General features: G+C 45.2%; 11 protein-coding genes. 4 read left to right on the forward strand and 7 right to left on the reverse strand.

What is annotated here, in order from left to right:
* Positions 1–179: 179 nt before the first annotated feature.
* From U2P89_RS13335 to U2P89_RS13355, 5 genes are all read right to left on the reverse strand, one after another.
* Positions 180–896, reverse strand: a complete 717-nt coding sequence (locus tag U2P89_RS13335; protein WP_076929812.1) for a response regulator transcription factor — start codon at positions 894–896, stop codon at positions 180–182.
* A gap of 1 nt (position 897) precedes the next feature.
* Positions 898–2,457, reverse strand: a complete 1,560-nt coding sequence (locus U2P89_RS13340; RefSeq protein WP_092024890.1) for a sensor histidine kinase — start codon at positions 2,455–2,457, stop codon at positions 898–900.
* Between the two features lie 317 nt (positions 2,458–2,774).
* A complete protein-coding gene (gene sprA / locus U2P89_RS13345) occupies positions 2,775–9,902 on the reverse strand; it encodes a cell surface protein SprA (RefSeq protein WP_322191626.1) in 7,128 nt (2,375 codons plus the stop codon).
* Between the two features lie 188 nt (positions 9,903–10,090).
* Positions 10,091–10,681, reverse strand: a complete 591-nt coding sequence (gene ruvA, locus U2P89_RS13350; RefSeq protein WP_076929819.1) for a Holliday junction branch migration protein RuvA — start codon at positions 10,679–10,681, stop codon at positions 10,091–10,093.
* A 90-nt stretch (positions 10,682–10,771) separates the two neighbouring features.
* Positions 10,772–11,986 carry an L-serine ammonia-lyase gene (locus U2P89_RS13355; protein WP_076929821.1) on the reverse strand — a complete coding sequence of 405 codons (1,215 nt, stop codon included), beginning with the start codon at positions 11,984–11,986 and terminating at the stop codon, positions 10,772–10,774.
* A gap of 203 nt (positions 11,987–12,189) precedes the next feature.
* On the opposite strand from U2P89_RS13355, the gene U2P89_RS13360 reads away from it, so the two are divergent.
* Entirely contained in the window at positions 12,190–12,945 is a 756-nt protein-coding gene (locus tag U2P89_RS13360) for an acyl-[acyl-carrier-protein] thioesterase (RefSeq protein WP_322191627.1), read from the forward strand.
* Positions 12,946–12,990: 45 nt separating this feature from the next.
* On the opposite strand, the gene U2P89_RS13365 is transcribed toward U2P89_RS13360, so the two are convergent.
* Positions 12,991–13,584, reverse strand: a complete 594-nt coding sequence (locus tag U2P89_RS13365) for an LEA type 2 family protein (protein ID WP_092024893.1) — start codon at positions 13,582–13,584, stop codon at positions 12,991–12,993.
* Between the two features lie 18 nt (positions 13,585–13,602).
* Positions 13,603–14,652, reverse strand: a complete 1,050-nt coding sequence (locus tag U2P89_RS13370) for a DUF2027 domain-containing protein (RefSeq protein WP_322191628.1) — start codon at positions 14,650–14,652, stop codon at positions 13,603–13,605.
* 175 nt (positions 14,653–14,827) lie between these two features.
* Between U2P89_RS13370 and U2P89_RS13375 the strand changes: the two genes are divergently transcribed.
* The 3 genes from U2P89_RS13375 to U2P89_RS13385 all read left to right on the forward strand — a co-directional run bounded on the left by U2P89_RS13375 (position 14,828) and on the right by U2P89_RS13385 (position 23,002).
* Positions 14,828–16,069, forward strand: a complete 1,242-nt coding sequence (locus U2P89_RS13375; protein WP_322191629.1) for an S-adenosylmethionine:tRNA ribosyltransferase-isomerase — start codon at positions 14,828–14,830, stop codon at positions 16,067–16,069.
* Between the two features lie 207 nt (positions 16,070–16,276).
* Positions 16,277–20,605, forward strand: a complete 4,329-nt coding sequence (locus U2P89_RS13380) for a translocation/assembly module TamB domain-containing protein (protein ID WP_322191630.1) — start codon at positions 16,277–16,279, stop codon at positions 20,603–20,605.
* A 93-nt stretch (positions 20,606–20,698) separates the two neighbouring features.
* A complete protein-coding gene (locus U2P89_RS13385) occupies positions 20,699–23,002 on the forward strand; it encodes a BamA/TamA family outer membrane protein (protein ID WP_322191631.1) in 2,304 nt (767 codons plus the stop codon).
* The last annotated feature ends 1 nt before the right edge of the window (position 23,003 follow it).

Below are 23,003 nucleotides of genomic sequence, written 5' to 3' on the forward strand. Positions count from 1 at the left end.
GCCGACTTTTAGTCGGAATCGAACCTATGGATTTTCAATCCATAGTGGTTCAGTTCCTTTCGTACGTTCTGCAAAAGTACTCAATAAATTTAATGTTACGAATTTGTAACGTGAAATTTTATGGATAAAAAGAGCCGCTCCGGAGGGAACGGCTCTTTTCTGATCAAAAAAATTAGTTACTATTGTTCTACGTTTTCATTTTCATCGGTAGGAACAATCAACTTGTAACCCTTTCCATGAATATTGATAATTTCAATATTGGGCTCAGGTTTCAGCAATTTACGCAATTTGGTGATATACACATCCATGCTGCGTGCATTGAAATAGGTATCCTCTTCCCATATCTGTTTCAGGGCATGGTTTCTTTCAAGAATATCATTGGCGTGTGCACAGAGGAGCGAAAGCAATTCAGACTCTTTGGTGGTCAGTTTTGTCTGGGTGTCACCAATAGTGAGAATTTGCTTCTGAGTGTCGAAAGACATTGTACCAAAGTTGTAAACCTGTTGTTCTTTGCTTTTCTTACCTTTCACACGACGGATGATAGCTTCGATACGAAGTACCAACTCTTCCATGCTAAACGGTTTGGTGATGTAATCGTCTGCGCCGGCCTTGAAACCTTCCAACACATCTTCCTTCATGTTCTTTGCAGTCAGAAAGATTACCGGGATTTCCGTATTGATGGTCCTTATTTCTTTTACAAGCGTAATTCCGTCTTTTTTGGGCATCATCACATCCACAATGCAAAGATCATATTTTGTCTTCACAAATCCTTTGAAACCAGCTTCCCCGTCGGGAAACAGATCGGTGTCAAACCCTTTTGCCTGGAGGTATTCTCTGAGCAACATACCAAGATTCTCATCATCTTCGCATAAAAAAATTTTTAACTTCTCTTCCATATCATTTTTGTGTTATTACGGGTAAACTTATTATAAATTTTGTTCCTTTTCCTAATTCACTATCGGCACGGATAGTGCCATTCATGTCAGTCACGATTTTTTTTACGTATGCCAGTCCCAAGCCAAATCCTTTCACATCGTGACGATTGCCGGTAGGCACACGGTAAAATCGGTCAAATACTTTCTTCGCATCCTCTTTCTTCATTCCGATCCCATTATCCTCAATACTGATAATGATCTTGTTCCCCTCATTCCTGGTCCGGATCATTAATTCCGGTGGTACATCTTTCTTTCTGTATTTGAGTGCATTGTCAAGAATATTGAAAATCACATTGGTGAAATGCATCTCATCTACTTTAATGGTAGATTCTTCCGCCTGAAGATCAATGTCGAGGGTTCCATCCAGTTTCTCAACCTTCAACACATGCGTATTGGCCACACTCACTACCAGATCGTTTGCATCGATCTCTTTCATTTTCAGTGTGGCTTTCTGTTTGTCGAAAAGCGACATCTGTAACACTTTTTCTACCTGAAAACTCAATCTTTTGGTCTCATCGTGAATTACACCGGTGACATGTTTGAACACTTCGGGTGATTTCAGTATTGATTCATCTTTCAGCATCTGGGATGCCAATGAGATGGTCGAGACGGGTGTTTTCAGCTCATGCGTCATATTATTAATAAAATCGTTCTTCATTTCAGACAAACGCTTTTGCCTGAAGAGTGATACCACCGTGAATATAAACGTTATCAGCAGGATAATCGTAAATATAAGCGACGGGATAAAGAAAGAAAGTTCGCCATACACATAATTACTTCTCGTCGGAAAATAGACCCTGAGCCTGTTTAATTTTGCCGGTGGATCTTTCGGAAACAGAATCTGTGTGTAGATAGCGTTTTTTTGCTTGGTGGAAAACCCGGGTGAGGAATAGACCACTTTATTGTTGAAATCTACAATCTGAAAACTGAACGGAACATTCAACCCGTTGTATGCCAACTGGGACCGGATGTATTTTTCAACGTTGTGGAAATCTACCCTTTTTTCAATCGGTTCGTCGCTTGCACGGCTCATTATCTCCAGAATAACTTCATCCATCAGCGCTTTTTCGTACGCGTAGCGTTTATGAAGCGATTGCTGCATGTCGTACTGGGTCCTGGAGATGGTGCTGGAACCTCTGTTGGGGGATAAAAACACACTCTCCCGTTGCTGTTGAGGCTGTAGTGACTGTTGCGTCCTGCTCAGTTCGATTCTTGTTTCACTTCCGTCGGGGTGCATAATTGTTGTACTACTACTTTCACTTGTGATGCTTTGTGAAATTTGCGGCCGGTTGTATTGTGAATACCTGTTTTCCGATGCGATCATGTCCTCCTCCAGATATCTCAGAGTCTGATCCTTTTCGAGCTCTTTCATCACGCTATACAGGCTTCTGTTGACCTGCTCGTCGAACTGCTGGGTACGGATATCCAGACTGGTTTTCATATATCTTACTTGCAGGAACAGCAATACCAAAAACGCCGTGAACATCACAATAGCAAGCAACCAGATAGTCGATTTTTTCATACACTTCTTTTACTTACCTCCGTTTTAGTGATAATCTTATTTCAAAGATCGTCTCCCTTCATTTTTAATTTAACAAATAAACCTCTTTTTTGTTTAACACTTGTCCTTAAAATTAAAAAAAAACGTAAGGAACTCCTTTTTACAACATAAATTAATAGAATGTCGCCGGTCAAGTTTTCTTTTTAGCATTTGTTTAGCAGGTTCAAGATTCAAAATTCAAGATTCCTTCTCTCCATCTCCCATCAATCTCCCATCAATCTCCCATCAATCTCCCATCAATCTCTCTCCATCTCCCATCAATCTCTCTCCATCTCCCATCAATTTTGGTTCATATTAAACCGCAGGCTTATTCCGGCACTGGTGGTTGAAGATGGGTAAGAACCTGACGAAACAAGCGGCCGGTGTATCATCTTGTCGAAGAATGCACGCATGGTAATCAATCTGCTTAGTGCATAGTCGGCTGAAAAACTGATAGTAGTGGTTCTTATGCCGCTTGTAGCCTGTGTAAATTCTTCTTCAATCCTCCTGACCAGTGCATGGGTGGTCTTCCGTGAGATATCAAGCCGTATATTCAGGTCGTTAGTGAATGTAGTGTTATGTTCTGCCTGGGATTTGCCGGCCAGTCTGTTGGGAGAGTTCCGGCGGCGTTCCCTTTGGATGGAGTTGGATCCGAAACCGATGATACGATTGAAGTGCTGGATACGGTACCCCAGACCGGTTACAAAATCCCGGTCATTTGTTTCTACAATCTGGTAGGAAGCAATGTTGAGGTTAAGTGTCCTGCCCATATTGATTCTGAAATGGAGGCTCACATTATTGTCCCACACTCCTCGTGCTTCTATCAGCGGATTGAAACTCTCTTGAATGCTGGCTGAAGTTATGTTAAATGGAGTAGATGGAACGGGAGAGCCTGAAACCGCATCGCGTATATATCCCAGATTACCCTCATTAGGGAGAGGCACCCAGTTCATAAAAGATTCGAATGATCCTATTCTATACTGGGAGAGGTACTGATGTGTGAGGGTGAGAGACTGCATATGTTCTCCCAGTTGGGGGAACATCCTCATTAGGTTATAGGAGACAAGCCAGTTGGGTAGTAGCGCAGAGATATCCGGGAAAGGGGTAAGTCTTATTGATGCGGGATCTTTGCCTGTATAGGCGGCCAGGAAAGCAGGGATAAGCACGTCGGCAGAATTGAGTCTCACATCACCTATATTGCTGTCGAAAGGTTTATCCTCAAAACCGCTCCCCGCAAGAAATCCTCCGGCGGGATAGTTTGTGCCGACGTATTGTTGCCTTGTACGTTCTGAGATAATCTGCCGGTTCTCGAGAAACTTCTCGAATGCCCGTGAACGGTAATTGTTGTTTGCTTTGGAGTTTTCGAATGCCGAAGAGAGAGTCTGTATAGTCATGGCGAAACTGCCACCTCTCTTTTTGGGCATGTCGTCGAACATGTACTGGATCTCTGTCCGGTGATTCTTTTCATACAATGTATTCAGATCTATCCTCAATCCCGGTAACGGCTCCAGGGAGGCGTCAAACCGCAGGTTTCTGGTTTCGTTATAGATAGCCGGGGTGATATTGTTTTCATTCAATACAAGAAGACCACTATTTTTTAATTTCCCGATAAAACGCTCGCCTCCCTCAAACCCAAAGGCGAACCCCCAACCGGGTAACAGGCCGCCGGATGTTTGATGCTGTCCGAAGAAATCTCCTATCATTTCTTCAAAACCGGGGATGTCGCTGCGTGTTTTGTATCCCCAGTTAATGCTGATGCTTCGGAGCATCAGCAGTGTATGTGCCGTATATCGGGCAATATCCTGTCCGGCATTGTTCTGTCTATTCGATGGGTTGTCGGACCGGTATTCCTGCCGTTCACCGGCAAAATGGTTATTTATCTCCCGTAAAAAGGGGATTTTATTATATAGCAATGCCATATTGAAACGGCTGTTAAGTGTGAATGAAAGGTCGTTTTGCAGAAAATTCCCAATCTTTTCATCCGCTATCATGGCACCGCGCTCCCAGCGGTATCGGGAGTGGTATGCCGCACTGGAATTGACCCAATCCAACAATGGGATGTGGGCGAACGGAAGGGTATAGGTCACATCGGCTGTCTGTGTATAGTTTAACGGTTTACCCAGTTCGAGAATGCTCTGTATCACCGAGTCTTTCCATATTGTGTAATCACTTCTGTTAAGCTCCTTGTTTACCTGTAAGTAGGGTTCTTCGATCTCGGCGATGGTTCCTGAGCGGAAAGAGGTTCTCAAGTTACGTGTCAAATCCCATGTAATGGAAATATTCCGGTCCCAGAAGAAATTGCGGCTGAATGACAAATACTTCTGTTCTGTTTGGGTAGTCCCTTCAGCGGAGCTGTTCAGGTCTCGTAGCTGTACCTCTTCGTAATGTCGTACAAGATTGGAGCCCAATCGGATGTTGTTGGGCAGGAAGTTGAGGTTTATTGCCCGGAGCGGTTTTGTCCAACCGGAATTGGCATTACTGTTTTTAAACGGTTCCCAGGTTTTTATTTGTGGAGTGTAATCGTAATTGGCCTGTATTCTGAAATCTTTCAAGGTAGCATATTCGGTATCAGGACTGCGACGTAGGTTTTGATTGCGGGCATAGGTGAAACTGAAATTGGCCGGATCATAAGGCATCGGCTGCTTACTCTTGATATCCATCTTCACGTTGCTGAGACTGAGGTTTATATCTTTGATGCCGGTGGTGGCGATCCGTCGTATCGAGTCACGAAGGAACTGTGTCCCGGAGTGTTGGAGGGATTCCGAGAGCAGGATATCCTGGTTGAACGGGTCGTAAAGAGGAGCGGTAAGCTGGTTAGAGTAGGAGAAGTAGAGTGGAGCCGATAGTTTGATCTGTTTGGGCAGGAAGCGCCCCATATCTAAATTCAATGCCAGTTGTACCGAAGTATAATCATCATCACGCCGTTCCAGCAGGCTTTGGTTGAGTGCGCCGAAACCGGCAGTCTCTTTCCGGCCGGAAAAGCTGACTGTTCCTATGTCGGACAGTGCCAATTGCACATTGCCCTGTGCAGCCCAGCCTCCCTTCTCATCAAATTCGCCCAGACGTAATTCGTTGACCCATATTTCTGCCGACCGTTGGTTGTCTGCGTTGTTCCTGATACCGATCATCAGCACTTTCACTTCAGCCAGTGATGGATTGCCGGCAATGGTAATCCTGTTCCCTTGCTTCCCGGGATCAGGTTGCGTGTAAGGGACAAAAAAGGATATTCCTTCATCGTTTTCCTTTTCAGCATTGCGTGCCAATTTCAAGTCGGTGAACAGTGCGAGTGGAAAGTCGAACATATTCTCTACCGGCCATACTTTCTCCTGATCCGGCAGGTTATTGGTACTGTATTGCCCCTCGGGGGTAAGTCGTAATGGGATCTCGTATTCGTAGTAATTATTCCGGTAATCCGAACCCAGCCGCAGGAAGATTGAGAGGTCCCCATCCTGCAGGGTACCGGGATCTTCCGCCAGCCGTTCCGCATGTACAAACATCTGCAGCCTCTTGTACCGACGCAGGTCATACATACTCCCCTTATATACTGCCCGGCTGTCGTCCGGATCGAGATTGGTTATTTTAAGAGAGAGCGACTGTTCATTTTCCTGTCGCAATTGGGGTTGCCCCGGATCCAGAATACGGGTAACGCCCGGCGGAAGGACATAGTTGACCGGAGTGCGGCGGCCGTTCTCTTCGATATTGACCGTAGAGATGCCGAGGTTTCCTGATCCGGAGACTGTTCCCCCGGAGGAGAGGTCATTCCTGTAGTTCCTCCATTCGCTCCGTTTCAGTTCCAGTGTGGCAAACCGGAGGAATTGGGGTTCTTCAAAACCGGTGAGGAATATCCTCATGAAACGGATATTATTGAACCCCTCTATATTGCCTGTCTTTATCTGGTATTCCTGTATGGGAATCTTGAATTGATACCAGGTGACTTTGCCCTCCTTTCCGTTGCGTAATCGCACGCTCGTTTCCCGTTTATCCACGATGAAATTGGCACCTGCCTCCATCATGTCGGGGCGAAGGGAGACTTTATACTGGTAATACGACTCGTTCTCATTGAGGGTGTTGTCGTTGTCAATGTCTTCTATGTCAGGAGTAGCCCGTGAAGCGGTGGAGTAGGGATTACCATCTTCGGGTGAAAGTGAATTCCCTTCTGTACCGTTGAAGTATTTATATCGTTCAAGGATGCTCAGTTGTTGCCTGTCCTGCTCTGCTCCCCGATAATGGCGGAAACTGTCGCCTGCCGGGTCATTGAACGGGGAATGTGGATCTTCCTGCATCTGAGAAAGGGTTTCACCCGACAGGCGGGTACGTAATGTTTCCAGATAATCCCTGTAAGCGGGATATGTTTTCTCTTCTTCGCTGCTCAACCCATTAAGACCCACATCCTGTAACCGGCGGGATTCGTCGCCACGGGAGTTGTCGAAAGCATAGACGGTGGATTGGCGCTTGGGGTACTTTCCCCATACCGAATAGCCTATGGCTGTAGTGTCGCCATCGACAGGCAGACCATTCTCGAAGAACTTTTTCCCATCTTTCAGTACATCTTCCGATATCTCCCCCAGATTGAAATAAAGGTCACCCCCTTGTGAAGTGCCCAAAGTGTCATTTACGAAAGGATCCATCAGCCAGAACTCTATGTATTCTATGTTGGCTGCTTCAAAATCGCGGACATCCATCCGTCGGGTGATGCCGCCCCAGCGATCACGGGGATTGAGTAACCTGCCCTCGCTGTCCACGTTGGTGTCGAGATTATAAGGACCCCGTTCGTTGGGATAGTAGGAGAGGTTGAGCACAGGGATGGTTGCGGGTTGTCCGAAGTAAGCGTCCCTGCCGGGGAAGATTTCCCGTTCATAGATCTCCCTTACACGGTGATCGGAGAGTTGTTCTGTGTCGTTTTTTATATGGGTAGGAGTAAGCCCCGAGTTCCTGTAGGTGAACATCCCGTCGATATAGAACCATGCCAGTTGTGCCCGGTTTTTACCCTGCTCAATATTGTTGGAAAGGGCTGCTTCGGGGAATAATCCGGTAGAGGTGTTGTTATAGGGTGTGGCGGCAAGCGACCAGCCGTAAGGGTTGCGAAGGTCTATTCCCGAAGCGGAGGACTCGAAATCGTCAAGATAAGAATAACCACCTGTGTACTTGTTTTTGTAATGCCCTGCGATGAGATGGGCAAATTCCACTCTTGCCGAGAGTTGGGAGGGGGCGGTTGCTTCTACAAACGGTAGCATATTGAGAAGATTGGTCAGGGCAATGGATTCTTTCTTATAATCCAAATTGAGCCCCCATAAGGTGTTTTTTGCCGACTCATCGCCGAAAACGGTTTTCATGATGAGTGGTTTCTCGTAGTAGTGCATCAGCGTGGCACCCACAGAAAAGTTTTTAGTGAAATTGTATGATAGGTTTACCCCCATTAATGTTTTGCGTTGCATCTGTGATATCATGCGGTTTTCGAGTGTGACGCTCACGGGGGTGCCGGCATCGATGATCGACCGGTTGATGATACGTACTACACCGGAGAGATAATCTACGGTGTAATCTGCCCCTTCGGTCAGGGTAATACCTCCGGCAGTCACCCGTACTGATCCCCGCGGTACGTTCATTGCGTTGAGGTTGATCTCTGCTCCTGATGAACCTCTGTACTCACCATTCATACGGAACTTATTTTTTTCCGGCACCTGCCGGGCGGCGGTAAGGGTAGAGTCATATAGCTCTTGATAGATAAACCGTTCTGCTAAGGCATCATCGCCGATCTTCTCCCGAAGATGAGACCCGAATGGTTCCACAACCGGAAAGATAATACGTCCGTTCTTACTGTCAATGGTATAACCGTCCACAAAATCGAATATCCCATCGGGGTAGGGGTCATTCCGTGAATTGAGCCTGTCGAGGTTCATCACCCGCAATAACAGTCTCTCTTCTATACCGCTGTTGGGGAGATAATTCAGATAAACACCGGTGGTATCACTCTGGTAGGTGATCTGCAGTTTGAAATGCTCTTTCTGCAGATCGTAGGCACTATAACCTACGGAATAGATATTTTTCATCATCAGGTCCCAGGTGTAGGCTCGTGGAGAGAGAGAGACCGGTTTCAGCAGTTTCACAAAGAGTGCACCTCCCTCCACATCATCAGAAAACTCTCCCACCTGATACACCTGGCCGTTTCGGGTATATTCAAAGGCCACTGCCAGTACTTCGTCCGCTTGTAATGGCATCTGAAGCGAGACATATCCTAATTGTGGTTGGAAGGTATATTCCGATGGACTGAGAAGACGTGCATTTTCAAGTTTTTCGTAATCAACACCACGAACTATATTGCCGGGTAAAGTATTGTCGGTAGCTGTGATATCTCTTGCGCCGGCATAAGCAGTAACAAGCTGTTCGTACATTGAGTTAGCCCTGTTATTAGGATACTCTTCACTTCCCTGTTGTGTCCAGAAAGGATTATGGATGGTATTGTATTCCCCCAGGTCGGCAAATGCTACTAAGTTTCTTACCTGGTCGTAATTCCCCTGTTTATTGGTAACCCATACCTCCATTCGGGTGATGGATACCGGTGACTGGATATAAGGCAGTTTACTCAACGCATGGTTGTATGACTCACGGAAATAATATCCCAGGAAGAAGTGACGGTTCTCGTCATATTGGTCGGCATTAAACTCGAACGGAGTGGTCTGTACCCCTCCCCGGCTGTTGACTGTCTGCGTTTCCGACTGTTGTTGGGAAAAAAGGGTATTGATATGTAGTTTGCCGAATTGCAGGTCCGATTTTATGCCAAAGAGTGCCGTCCCCCCGTTAATAAGTGAATTGCTGGTGGTCATGCTTACATTTCCTGCCTCAATATTGCGGATAATCTCATCTTCATCTCCCCGGTAGGCCAGTTTTATCTGCCGGGCGTCCATATCAAAAGTAGCGTCGCTGTCGTAGTTGATATTGAAATTGATTTTATCGCCTACCTGCGCGTTCATATTGAGCTGGATTTGCTGGTCGAAATCGAACCGGTTACGTATGCGTGCCCGCTGCGGGAGAGTGGGATTATTGGTCACATCCCTTTTCAATCCGGCCGAAATTTCCATAGAGCCCTGTGTAGTAATGCGTACACCTCCGGGGCCGAAAATAGTGGCTCCCTGGTTATTTCTGGCTTGCTGACGTGAAAGTGGAGTAAGACGGACTGGTGGTGGGTTGCTATTGGTGGACGTATTACGTTCCCTGAAATGACGGTGCTGCATCTGTTTCAGATGGTATTCCATATACTCTTTGGGAGTCATGACAATGGGTGTATCTATCACCATGTCACCAATCATCCGTTCAATGATATAAAGGTTGGTATGATGATCGTATCGTACTTCTGTCCGTACCGTCGGCGGGGACTGGAGGAGCTGGGAAGATATGGGAGCAGGGGAGATGACGTAATATGCGCACAAGATAATAAGCACGCGGATCTCACGTGGCTTTCTTAGAAAAAAGCGGGAGATTGCCGTATGGAAGTAGAAGGATATGTGACCAATTTTTCTCAGAGAAATAACAGCTTAACAGGATTCATCTTAATTAAATCCGTATTACGTAATCAGCCTGTTATGATCTCCTTAAAAACCTCTGTATGATTGTAATTTTATAATCTTTTCAACGCCTCTTTGATTACGCTTTCTACCGGTAATGTAGGCGATTCTTTCAAAATCCTTGATACCACTTTTTGTGAGGCGGTCTGTACAAATCCAAGCATAACCAAGGCGGACACAGCAGCATGGCCTGTTTCGGAAAGATCATTTTTTGTGGGTAACCGGATGGTACCGCTCTCATCCGTCATTTTGATCTTGTCTTTCAGATCGACAATAATCCTTTGTGCAGTCTTTGCGCCGATCCCTTTCACGGATTGGAGTACGGCAGCATTTTCCGTAGCGATCACATTTTCCAGTTCCCTTGAGTTGAGGGAGGAAAGGATTATTCTTGCTGTGCTGGGGCCTACACCCGATACCGAGATAAGGTGAAGGAACAGTTCCCGTTCATGTTTATCCCTAAATCCGAACAACACATGGGCATCCTCACGGATGGACTCATATACATAGAGTTTTACCCCGGATTCCTGGCTGATTGCACCGTAGGTATTTAATGAGATATTTAATTGGTAGCCGATACCTCCGCATTCCAATGTTACATTAGTCGGTGTAAGTTCTGCTACCTCTCCTTTGATATAGTCAATCATTGTTTAATAGGTTGATTACGTAATACCGCTGTTATAACGGTAAAATTGATAAAAAAGTATATCCGGGGCAAAAAAGATCTTCACTCTTCATTAAAATATATGTCCTTTTGCCAATCCGCCTTCACCGGTCTCCTTATAGAGTGAAGGCAGGTCGTGCCCTGTCTCTTTCATCACATTTACTACACGGTCGAATGAAACGCGGTGTATCCCGTCGGTGAATGACGAATAGAGATTGGCATCCAGTGCTCTTGCTGCGGCATAGGCGTTACGTTCAATGCAGGGGATTTGTACCAATCCGCATACCGGGTCGCAGGTCATTCCCAGGTGGTGTTCCAGGCCCATTTCTGCTGCATATTCTATCTGGGCGGGACTTCCTCCGAAGAGTTGGCTGGCTGCTGCGGCGGCCATTGCGCAGGCAACGCCTATCTCTCCCTGACATCCTACCTCGGCACCGGAAATAGAGGCGTTTTCCTTTACGATATTGCCGACCAGTCCCGCTGTAGCCAGTGCACGGAGCATTCTGTTCTTGCTGAAACTGCGGCTCTCTTCCAAATGATAAAGCACTGCCGGTACCACACCGCAGGAGCCACATGTAGGTGCCGTGACAATCTCTCCGCCCGATGCATTCTCTTCCGATACCGCCAGGGCAAATGCAAATACCCGACCCCGTGATTGCAATGACGCCTTGTATCCCTTGGCTTTGATGAAATAACTTGCCGCCTTGCGTTGCAGGCCCAATGGCCCGGGAAGTATCCCTTCATTATCGAGTCCCCTTTCCACAGCAGCTTTCATCACATCCCACACATCCGACAGGTAATCCCATATCTCTTTACCTTCATGTTCTCCCACATATTCCCAATAGCTTTTGCCGGTTTTTTCACACCACTCCATCACCTCTGTCATAGTGGTCATCGGATAGATATCTTTCCCTTCATTTCCTGTTATGCCGATAGTCTTTGTACCATCGGAAATCTTTCCACCGCCCACACTGTATACGGTCTGAGAAGCTATTTCTTTACCATCGCTGCCATAAGCACCCAGTTTCAAGGCATTGGGATGAAAAGGGAGGAATGTTTTCGGCAGCCATTCGATGGTGGTGGGAGCAACCGGTTCCAGTACGCTTAAAATTGCTTCATCGGTTAAATGCCCTTTGCCCGTAGCGGCCAGGCTTCCGTAAAGCGTAACAACAAATCTCTTTGTTTCGGGATGGTCTTCGGCAAACATGGCTGCTGCTTTTTTTGGCCCCATCGTATGGCTACTTGACGGCCCGTTCCCGATGCGGAAAAGTTCTTTTATCGATTGCATGGACAAATGTGAAATTAGCTGTTTTTGTAAAGTCTTTACAAAGGTAATGATTAATTCCATTTGGAAAAAAAGTCGTCATGAACCGCTGCCGGATAATAGTGGGTAATAGGTTGTATTGAGAGATCAATAGGAGATAAAAGGCCGTTTTTGGATATTTTTGTACCTTTGGGATTTTAAAAATGAAATAGTTAAAAAAGAGCATAATGAGTGCAAAGAAAAAGTACAGCTATAATATTGAGGCGCAGGATATCGATTTCAGACGTAGGGTCTCGTTGAGGTCGCTTACCAATATGGTATTGATGACAGCCGGAAGGAATGCTGATGAAAATGGTTTCGGCCTGCTGGAGTTACAGACGGAACATTACACTTGGGTGTTATCGCGTTTAGTGATCGACATGGACCGTTTCCCCACCGAACAAGATTCTCTTTCTATTGAGACATGGATAGAACATGTAGGGACTGCATTCACGACTCGTAATTTTCGGATGAGGGATGGTGCCGGAACAGTAATCGGCCATGCCAAATCATCATGGGCAGTCATCGACATGCGTACACGACGTAGTGTCCAGTTAGATTCTATCCCTTCTATGCAGCAGTTTGTAGTAGATGAAACCGTTCCGGTGGAAGAGCCGGGTAGGATTGCCAATGTGGAAGGGGCTGGTGCTAACAGTTTTACCGTAAAATATAGTGAAATTGATGTGAATGGCCATGTGAACAGTTTGAATTATGTACAATGGGTATCTGATTGTTTTTCTCTCGATTTTTACAGGCAACATTATATTCGTCGATTTGAGATCAACTTCCTGAAAGAGATTACATATGGTGATTCGGGGGAAGTTTACCGGCAAATGATTGCCCCCGAAGATTACCTTTTTCAAATTGAAACAAAAGAAAAAGGAACTGCTTGCCGCGCACGGATATTATTCGAAAAGGTGGCAAATAAAGAGGCGGGAAAATAATTTCCCGCCCCGGACCGGTTTAACCCTTATTATTTGCTTAATTCGTTAATTTTTTCCCCCGAAATTAAATACTACAGGAATTGCTGCGGGTGATTTAAGGACTGTATTTCCTACTGTTAATTTAGGCCACAACTTTACAGTGACGGAGGTCTCGTTGGGAGTGATTCCCAGGAAAGCACTCATCTCATTGGCGACCCGTTGTTGGGAATAACGATTTATTACATTCTTCAAATCCAGACTGATGGGGATAGGAACCACTTTGGTTTCTCCCGGCTCAATCCGGATAGGGATATCCATTTTTCCCTCTACAAATTCCATTTCATTGATTTGGATGGCATAATCTAATGCATCAAGGAAAGCGGCACTTTTATTGGGGTTGGTTACATCCATATTGAGAGTCATGCTGAATGGTATGTTTTGTAAGGAGGATCCCCCGGCCAATGCAGTGGCTATAGAAGCTAGTTTTGACACTGAGATGGCAGAAGCGTTTCCTAAATTTATTCCCGCCAGTTGGATGTTGTCTAATGAATGATAGCGATATTCGCTCTGTGAAAGTTGGTAGGCTCCTCCGATTTTATTCATCACGTCGCAGCCATTGAATAAAAGGGCTACGCTAAGGAGCAGGATCATCTTTTTCATACGATAATATTTATTTTCTTATTTAATAGTCACCATTGTCGCTCCGTAGCCGTATTCGCGAAAAGAGGCGTCCTGGTGAAAACATTTTGGATAATTCTTTTTCAACTCTTTGATAATGGCATTTCTTAATACGCCATCTCCTTTACCGTGGATAAATACTATTTTATGGTTTTTCCGATGAATATGCTCATTCATCACCTCATTGAATTTACCCAATTGATATTCCAGTATTTCTGCATTATTCATTCCCGCAGTGGTGTCGAGCAACTCGTTAATGTGAAGATCGACCATGGTTGCTGCCTCTTTTTTTATCTTCTCGATACGTGCTCTCTGTGGCCGGTCATCCTCTCTCTTTTTTTCTTTCATTGCCTGCTCCAGATCTCCTGCTGAAATGCGGAGTTTATCTTCGGGGATATCGTTTCGGATGACAAAACAGGTAAGAGCATCATCTTCGAAGTAGTCGTTTTCGTGAAAACTGTGCAGCTTGTAGAACTTTACCGTATCTATACGCAGTGCTACAGAGCAGGGAGGTTTTTCATTAAATGGTTTGTTCCGTTTGAATGCAATGAATTGTATGGTTATCCTCTCTATTTCATTAAGATCGCCTTTTTCGAGTTCTTCCAAAAATATTTTGGTGTTGGGTTCAATAAGCCCGCTATAACGGATCCTTAAAGAAGATTCTTCACGGCTCATATAATTTAAAAAGAGATAGTAGTTACTGTCGTTCACGAAATAACATTCGTAGGTTGTGGACGACAGGTTCTTTATATCCATGGGAAGCCATGCCAGGCAGGCTGTAATCTTTTCACCTTCCGGAGTTTCTTCGGCTGGTTCTTCCTCTTTCTTCTCTTCTGCTGGTGGGTTGAGTCGTGGAGCGGATTGGGGCAATTGCGTCAGTTTTTCATTACCTGCCGGTTGTACCACAACACATTCTGAAATCAATACCGGCACGTCGAAACCATGTTCATCTTCAACGATTACCACCTGTTTATTCCGGAATCCTTTTACGATCCCTCCACCTACTGTATTGAGGAAACGGACCGTGTCTCCTATTGTTAATTTATTCATTATAAAGTGTCAGCGTGTTTCGTTTGTCAAGGCGAGTTTACGATGGATACGCCTGTTTGATTCTTTTATTCTTGTTACGTGTTGCAAAGTTGACTAATTTTGTGGAATAAAATCATTAATTATTACGAAAAATCATTTTTGTGTTAGTAAAAAAATGTAAGATTAAAAAAATCGTATGCAAAAGGAAAAGATTCAGCAACTACAGATATCCCAATATAATTATCATCTACCTGACGATAAAATCGCGAAATATCCTCTCGAACGAAGAGATGCATCCAAACTGTTGTTATACGACGGTGTTGGAATCGATACCCACCGGTTCGGTGAACTTCCTGATTTACTCCCGGAAGGTAGTCTCCTCCTGTTCAATAATACCAGGGTGATTCATGCCCGGTTGCTGTTTCTTAAGGGGACCGGGGCACAGGTTGAGGTCTTTTGTCTCTCTCCCCATTATCCTGCCGATTATGTGGTGAATTTTCAGCAACGTCGCCATTGTTCCTGGCATTGTATGATCGGGAATGCCAAACGCTGGAAAGAGGGGACGTTGCAGATGCAGATATCCACTCATGATGGTATCGTGAACTTGAAGGCTGAAAAGGCAGATATCGCGGGAAGTGATACGGTAGTCCGGTTTTGCTGGGATAATGAGGGATTTACTTTTTCAGAACTATTGGAAATTGCCGGTAAGCTGCCTATTCCTCCTTATCTGAATCGTCCTTCGGAAGCGATAGACGACGAGACTTACCAGACTGTCTATTCCCGTTCTGAAGGTTCTGTGGCAGCACCTACGGCGGGATTACACTTCACGGAAGCGGTGATGGAAGAGCTTAGGAACAAGGGGACCCGGACGGCAGAAGTAACCCTCCATGTTGGAGCCGGGACTTTCAAACCTGTGAAAAGTGAAATTATAGCCGGCCATGAGATGCATACCGAATTCATTTCGGTACCGAAAGAAACTATTGAGAAATTGCTGACCCACAACTCCGGGAAAATTGTAGTGGTGGGAACCACTTCAATGCGTACCGTGGAGAGCCTCTATTATATTGGGAGAAAACTCAGCACAGATCCTGGTATGTCTCCCGAAGAACTGGGTGTAAAGCAATGGGAACCCTATGATGACACTGCGGAAATTGCTCCGGAACAGGCACTTCTCAATATTTTAAACTATCTGGAAAAGACCGGGCTACAGCAACTTATTTCTTCCACGCAACTGATGATCGCCCCCGGCTATGAGTTTCATTTTCCCGATGCTATCATTACGAATTTTCATCAGCCTCAAAGCACATTGCTACTACTTATTTCAGCATTTGCCGGTGATGATTGGCGTAAGATATATAACTATGCACTGGAAAATGATTATCGGTTTCTGAGTTATGGCGATAGTTCTTTATTATTCAAAAAGCCTATTTTTGGTTAAAAACTTTACCGGGAACGAACTTTTGCTTTCTTTTTTTTGTATAATTGTATTATTAAATAATCAAAGTCTCTCATTTATAATATTTCGATTGAGTTGGTCGCTAAAATTGTCCGCATATTCGCCATTATCATTGTTAGTATTATTTTGTTGAATGTAATACTTGTCATTACCTTCTCTGTTCCGGCAGTACAAAAAGGTGTGGCTAACATGGCTTTGGAAAAATTCAGGCCAATCATTGGAACGAAAGTCGATTTGGAGGGTATCCGTATCCGTCTTTTTAATACCGTAGAACTTGATGGAATTTATGTGGAGGATTTGCAGCAGGACACTTTGCTTTATGTAGGTAAAATAGCGGTCCGAATACAAGCTCTGGATCTTTTGAGAAACAAGGTTACAGTGCATAAAGCGGGTATTGAGAATTTCAAAGCCAATATACACCGTGCTTCGCCGGATGATCCTTTCAATTTCCAATTTATTATCGATGCCTTTGCCAAAGAGGATACAATAAAGGTGGAGAAAGAAAAAAAGGAATGGCGTATTACTGCTGATGAAGTGATATTGAAAAATGGAAATATCAGTTATGATATTCACTCCATTCCGGAGACTCCGGGAACCTTTAATGTCAACCATATAGATCTGGTTGACTTTAATTTTAAGGGGAAAGCGGATTTTTTGAGTCTGGAAAATATGAAGGCAGAGGTGAGCCTTCTCAATTTTCTGGAAAGGAATGCCGGACTTACGCTTAATAATTTAAGAGCGAGAATGAAAGGTGAGGGTACATTACTTAGTAGTGAAGGACTCACTGTGGGTTTGAACGGATCGCGTATTCAGGTTAAAGATGCGGCCTATGATCTCGAATCGAAAGCGTTTTCCCTCGTTGCCGAAAGTAATCTGATAGACCCGCGTGATATAAATATTTTTGTTCCCCGTTTTGCTCATCTTGATAAGCCTATCTCATTTGAAGTTAACGCAGAGGGTACGTTACCCCAAGCTGAACTGAACAGTTTGGTTTTCCAGTATGGCCCCGATACTGAGATTAATGTATCGGCATCGATCTCGGATTACAGTAATATCAATGACGGGGAATTGCGTGTTAATCTCCGGGATATGACCCTCTCTCAGGAAGATCTGCAATCGTTTATCCGCATTGGTGTGCCGGACTATGCTTCTCCCGATCAACTGGTTGCAATGGGAGACCTCAATCTACGTATGATAGCCAACGGCCGTTTGAGACAATTCCTTTACGAAGGAGAGGTAATTACCGGTCAGGGGGGGGTGTCACTCAATGGTACCGGTCATATCGGTAATCAATTTAAAAGCTTTGTTTTTAAAGGGCCTGTTACAGCCAATAATATAAAAGTGGGCAATATCATAGGCGAGGATGTGGGGATAGGTAATACTACCATAAATACAAATATCAAATTATCAATCATTCAAGACTCAACAATTAGCGTGGCAGCCGATGGACGGATTGAATCGACATCCTTCAAAGAGTACCATTACAGTAATATCTTTTTCAACGGGGTGTATAGCGGGAATAATATTGTTGCTGATATCCGTTCTGATACCGAAAGAAATAAGTTTGACCTTTCCGGTGACATCACATTCGGAGAGATAATGAAATTTGACGTAAAAGGAGATGTGGAACGTCTCGAGTTAACACCTTTCGTGGCAATTGAAAGTTGGAAAGATCCTTACCTGAGGGTGAATATTGATGGAAATTTATCGGGGCGTTCGTTGGATGATCTCACGGGGATGGTTGTGATCGATAACATTTCATTGGCCGACAGTAATTTCTTTTATAATCCGGGTGCTATCTATCTCCAGGCATTGCCCGATGAGGGAGAGGGAAAGAAGATCGAATTCATGTCATCCTTTTTTGAAGGTAATATCACGGGTGATTACTATTTCTCTACTATAGGTGAAGAGTTGATGCGGGCAATCCATCCTCATCTTCCTTCCGTAATCGTTGAGAAGGAGGAGCAGGAACAAGTGCAAACCGGCAAGAATAATTTTCAGTTCAATATCCAACTTCAAAATACGGAAGATATCTCCTATGCGCTTTCACTTCCGTTTTATAATGTTGAACCGGCGACCATTTCCGGCCGTGTGGACATGACGGCAGACGAATCACTGCGCATCGACGCACACCTTCCCCGGATAATGGTAGGGAACAATGACATCAGGGAGACGAAGATGGGGTTGCGTAACCATACATCCGACCTGAAACTGGATGTGAACAGCTATCTGGTGCAGAATAACGGATATATTAATGTAAAACTGGATAGTGACGTGGCGTCGGATTCGGTGAATAACCGCCTGTCGTTCGATATGAAGCAAAACAATACCAACTCCAACGGGGAACTGATGATCACAATGGGATTCCGGCGTGATATTGACGACCGGTTGGCGGCAAACATCCGCATTCCTCCGGCCAGGATCAGTTTCAATAACAAACAGATCGACTTCAACGATGCTGCCATCGCTTACAGTAAAGATCGTATCGTAATCTCCAATTTTGGCATCCGTGAAGATAACATGCTCCTGCTAGGAATAGATGGGGTGGCATCCAAAAGTGAAGCGGATAACATCCGTATCTATTTTAATAATACGGATCTTGCGAATATTCTTAATGCCTTTAATGTGACCAATTTTTCGGGCTCTATCAATGGAGATATCTATGTGCGTCAGGCATTGGATAATCCGATGATTCGTTCCGAAGAACTCCGGATAGAGAATATTACCGTGCATGGTGATACTATCGGTACATTCCGGATTGATGCGGATTGGGATAACCTCCTTTCCGGACTCAATTTGAATGCCTGGCTGGAGGATGGGGGAGAACGCAGCCTCGATGTGAAAGGATATATTCCCACCGGGGATAATAGTCCCTTTCCAATGGATATAAACCTCTCGATTGCTGATTTTAAACTGATGGCAATCCAGCCGCTTACCACCGGTGTTTTTAGTGAATTGAACGGACGTTTAAATTCTAATATACACGTAACCGGCACACTTTCTGAACCAATAACGGAAGGATGGCTCGGAATTGATGACGGTGTGATGAAGGTGGCATTTACCAATGTAACCTATTATGTATCCGATACAATAGAGATTAGCAGGGATAATGTGGGATTGAAAGATCTGGTGATCCGTGACCAGAACAATCATACAGCCACTTTGAACGTAAGCCTGTCACATACCAATTTCGGGCGTATGGTGTATAATGCCGGCATCCGTCTCAACGATTTCATGCTGCTGAACAATGCGAACCGGACCGACCTGATGGCCTATGGCAATCTGAAACTGTCGGGAGAACTGAAAGTGACGGGATCTCCTTCCGGAATTTTTGGCAATGGGAATTTGACCAGTTCAAGCAAGTCGGATGTTACCATAGTACTTCCACAAACAGCGACAGCAACGGAATACAGCGGTATAGTCTATGTCAGCAGCAAATCCAGGGAACCCGATTCACTGGCATTTTTGCGTAAGAATGAAGAATCGGGAGGACAACTCAGTACTAACGTTTCCCAGGGCATTCCCATTGTCATGGCAGTTACCGTGAACCTGACCCCGTTGCTCGAAGCAGGTGTGGTTCTCGACCCTACTACCGGTAATGCGCTTGAGGTGAGTGGAGAAGGCGAGTTGAATATCAACTTCAACTCAAGGTCTACCCCGCCGGTATTACTTTACGGAGATTATGTCCTCAATAGTGGAAAGTTTCATTACAACCTACAGAATCTTCGTACAATAGAGTTCAATATTCGCGAAGGAAGCAGGCTCTCTATGGAAGGTAATCCAATGAATACGCAGTTCAATGTAACTGCTTACAGGTCTGTAAGGGCGGATCTGGCAGCACTCAGCAGCACTTTTAAATCTGAACTGGCCAATACGCGGGTACCGGTGAATGCACTACTACAGATCAGAGGTAATCTGCAAGGGATGGACCTGCAATTTGATGTTGAATTGCCGGAAAACTCCAATGATGTGCAACAGCGGGTAAAAAGCTTTATGCCGAATGAGGAGGCGAAGATACTTCAGGTGGTATATCTGGTAACCACCGGCGGTTTTATGCCGGCGGAGGGGTCTCCGGATATGAATTTCGGTTCTTCGACAGTGACAAATGTCGCGGCTAATGCGCTCTCCAGAGGATTGGATGCTCTCTTTGCCAGAGCACTGAGGGATAACTGGTCGGTCAGTACCAACCTGGAGTCGGTCGACGGCAGCCTCGAAAACGTAAGGATGGGGGTGGATGTCTCCACCCGTTTGATGGACAACCGGCTGCGTATAAACACCAACCTGAGCTATGGAGATAATAGTATGCTGGTGGGGGGCCAACAGCAATTTCTGGGAGAGTTTGAATTAGAGTATGATATCAACACCTGGCTTATGTTGCGTGCTTTTAATAGGGCTAATCAACGTTTTTACCGTCGCTCACTCACCACGCAAGGGGTAGGGATTATGGTTACCAGGGAGGCCAAAGAGTTCAAGGATTTGTTTGACTTAAGGTTTGTCAGACCGAAGGAAGAGGATTAAAGTGCTACGCGCCATAAAAGATAGATAATGAGATGATTTGATGATGATTAGTAATTGGTGATTACTAATTTGTAATTTTACTCTGCTGATTGTATGAAGAATTATATATTCCTTATATTGTGGATATTTACTTTGGCTGCCTGTAACGTAACCAAAAAAGTGCCGGAGGGAAGTTATCTTCTCAACAAGACTGATATAAAGTCAGACGTGAGAGGTATTGGGTCGTCTGCCCTGGAGCCTTACCTGCGGCAGAAGCCTAACTCGTCGATGATCTTGTTGGGAAGGGTGAAGCTGCATATGTATAATACCCCCAATGACACCTCCACATGGATGAACAGGCAATTCCTCAAATACGGCGAACCGCCCGTACTCTATAATGAGCAGTTGGCTGTTATTTCGGCTGAACAGATCCGGTTGCACCTTAAAAATAAGGGATACCTGAATGCTGAAGTCGATACCAATGTGGTAAAGAAAGACAAGAAAGCCAATGTCACTTATAATGTGACCGGCAATGAACCTCATCGCATCCGCACTTTTACCGACACGATCCATTCGGTTGATACTACTATTTATAATATCCTGAACCGGACCAGACAGCTCGAACTGATGAAAGAGGGAGATCTTTTTGACCTATCCGTATTGGAAGAGGGGCGGGAAAGAATGACTACCATACTGAGGAACAGAGGATATTACAATTTTTTGAAAGATAACTTCTATTTTATTGCAGATACTACCGTAGGAACAAATCAGGTGGATGTGACGCTTGCCCTCAACAATCCTTCCGATTCGACTTACCACCAGCAGTACTATATGGGGAATGTGACCGTGATCAACGGGGTAGATCCGGTTCTCTTGCAGGATTCGGTTCGTCGTTCTTCTTTGGAGCTGGATACGGTAAATTATAGAGGGATACAAGTTATCTCGGAAAAAGATCGTTTTCTGCGTCCACGGGCAGTCTATTATAATACCTTTTTACGTCCCGGACGACTCTATGCCGACAGGATGGTTGAGCGAACCTATGCGTCATTGAACGGGATGGGGCCGGTGAACCAGACGTCTATCAACTTAACGCCTGAGGTGCGGAACGATTCGGCATATATCGATTCGAGAATCACCCTTTATCCGGGAAATCTCCACTACATGCGCTTCGGGGTGGATGGTACCAATTCGGCGGGCGACCTTGGGGTTGCTGGCAATGTGGCCTATGAGCACCGCAACTTCCTGAAAGGGGGAGAAACATTCCGGGTGCAATTAAATGCTGCTTACGAATTTATCACACCTTCAGACAGCCTCAATCTCCTCGACAACAGTTTCTATGAATATGGGGCTGAGGCATTCCTTTCCATCCCCCAGTTGATGCTTCCGTGGCTGATGAAGCGACTCAGAGACCAACCCTCGGCATCAACGGAATTTTCGGCAGGTATCAACTTCCAGAAACGGCCTGAATACCTGCGTCAGTTCTTTAACCTATCCACCCGCTTTCAGTGGGCTTCTATGGAATGGCAATTACAACATATGCTTGAACCGATAGGGGTAACCTATGTAAGGATGCCCTGGAAATCCAAACGATTCGAAGAGCTTTATATGGATGAGGATGCCAACCCAATCTTGCGCTATAGTTACGATGACCTGTTGATTGTACGCACTACATACAATATCACCTATACCAACTATAATCGTCTTGGGAGACGCAGTATGCCTGCTGTTCCTATTCGAGTTCGATCAGGGATTGAACTGGCCGGATGGTTGCCCCGTATCGTTACCGGTCTGGGGGGAGGTGAAGTGAATGACAAAGGCTTCGAGACATTCTTTAAACAACCTTATTCGGAGTATGTGAAAGGGGATTTTGATATCTCCGCATCGCATGCTTTTGACGACAAAAATACTATTGCCGCACATCTTGCAGTAGGACTGGCGTATCCTTACGGAAATTCCAACGTATTACCTTTCGAAAAACGTTATTTCGGAGGAGGGGCTAACAGCGTAAGAGGTTGGAGCACACGTGCTTTGGGTCCAGGTACCTATAGTAGGGACTCAGCAGGATCCGATTTTGGACGTAAGATAGGAGATATGAAACTCGACCTCAGTGTGGAGTTCCGCCGTAAGCTTACCGGACGGTTTGAACTGGCAACCTTTGTAGATGCCGGAAATATATGGACTATCCGGGATTATGTGGAGCAGCCGGGTGGTATGTTCGCATGGAACAGTTTTTACAAGGAACTGGCCGTGGCATATGGACTTGGTTTGCGTTTAGATCTCGACTTCTTGTTGCTCAGGGTTGACGGAGGGATGAAAGCGCACAATCCCGGACTTCCGGCAGGTACCCGGTGGACGATCTTCAAACCGAACCTCCGCCGCGATTTGGCTTTCCATTTCGCTATCGGTTATCCGTTCTGAT

The sequence above is a fragment of the Proteiniphilum sp. genome (genome assembly GCF_034331125.1).
In the GTDB taxonomy this organism is placed as follows: domain Bacteria; phylum Bacteroidota; class Bacteroidia; order Bacteroidales; family Dysgonomonadaceae; genus Proteiniphilum; species Proteiniphilum saccharofermentans.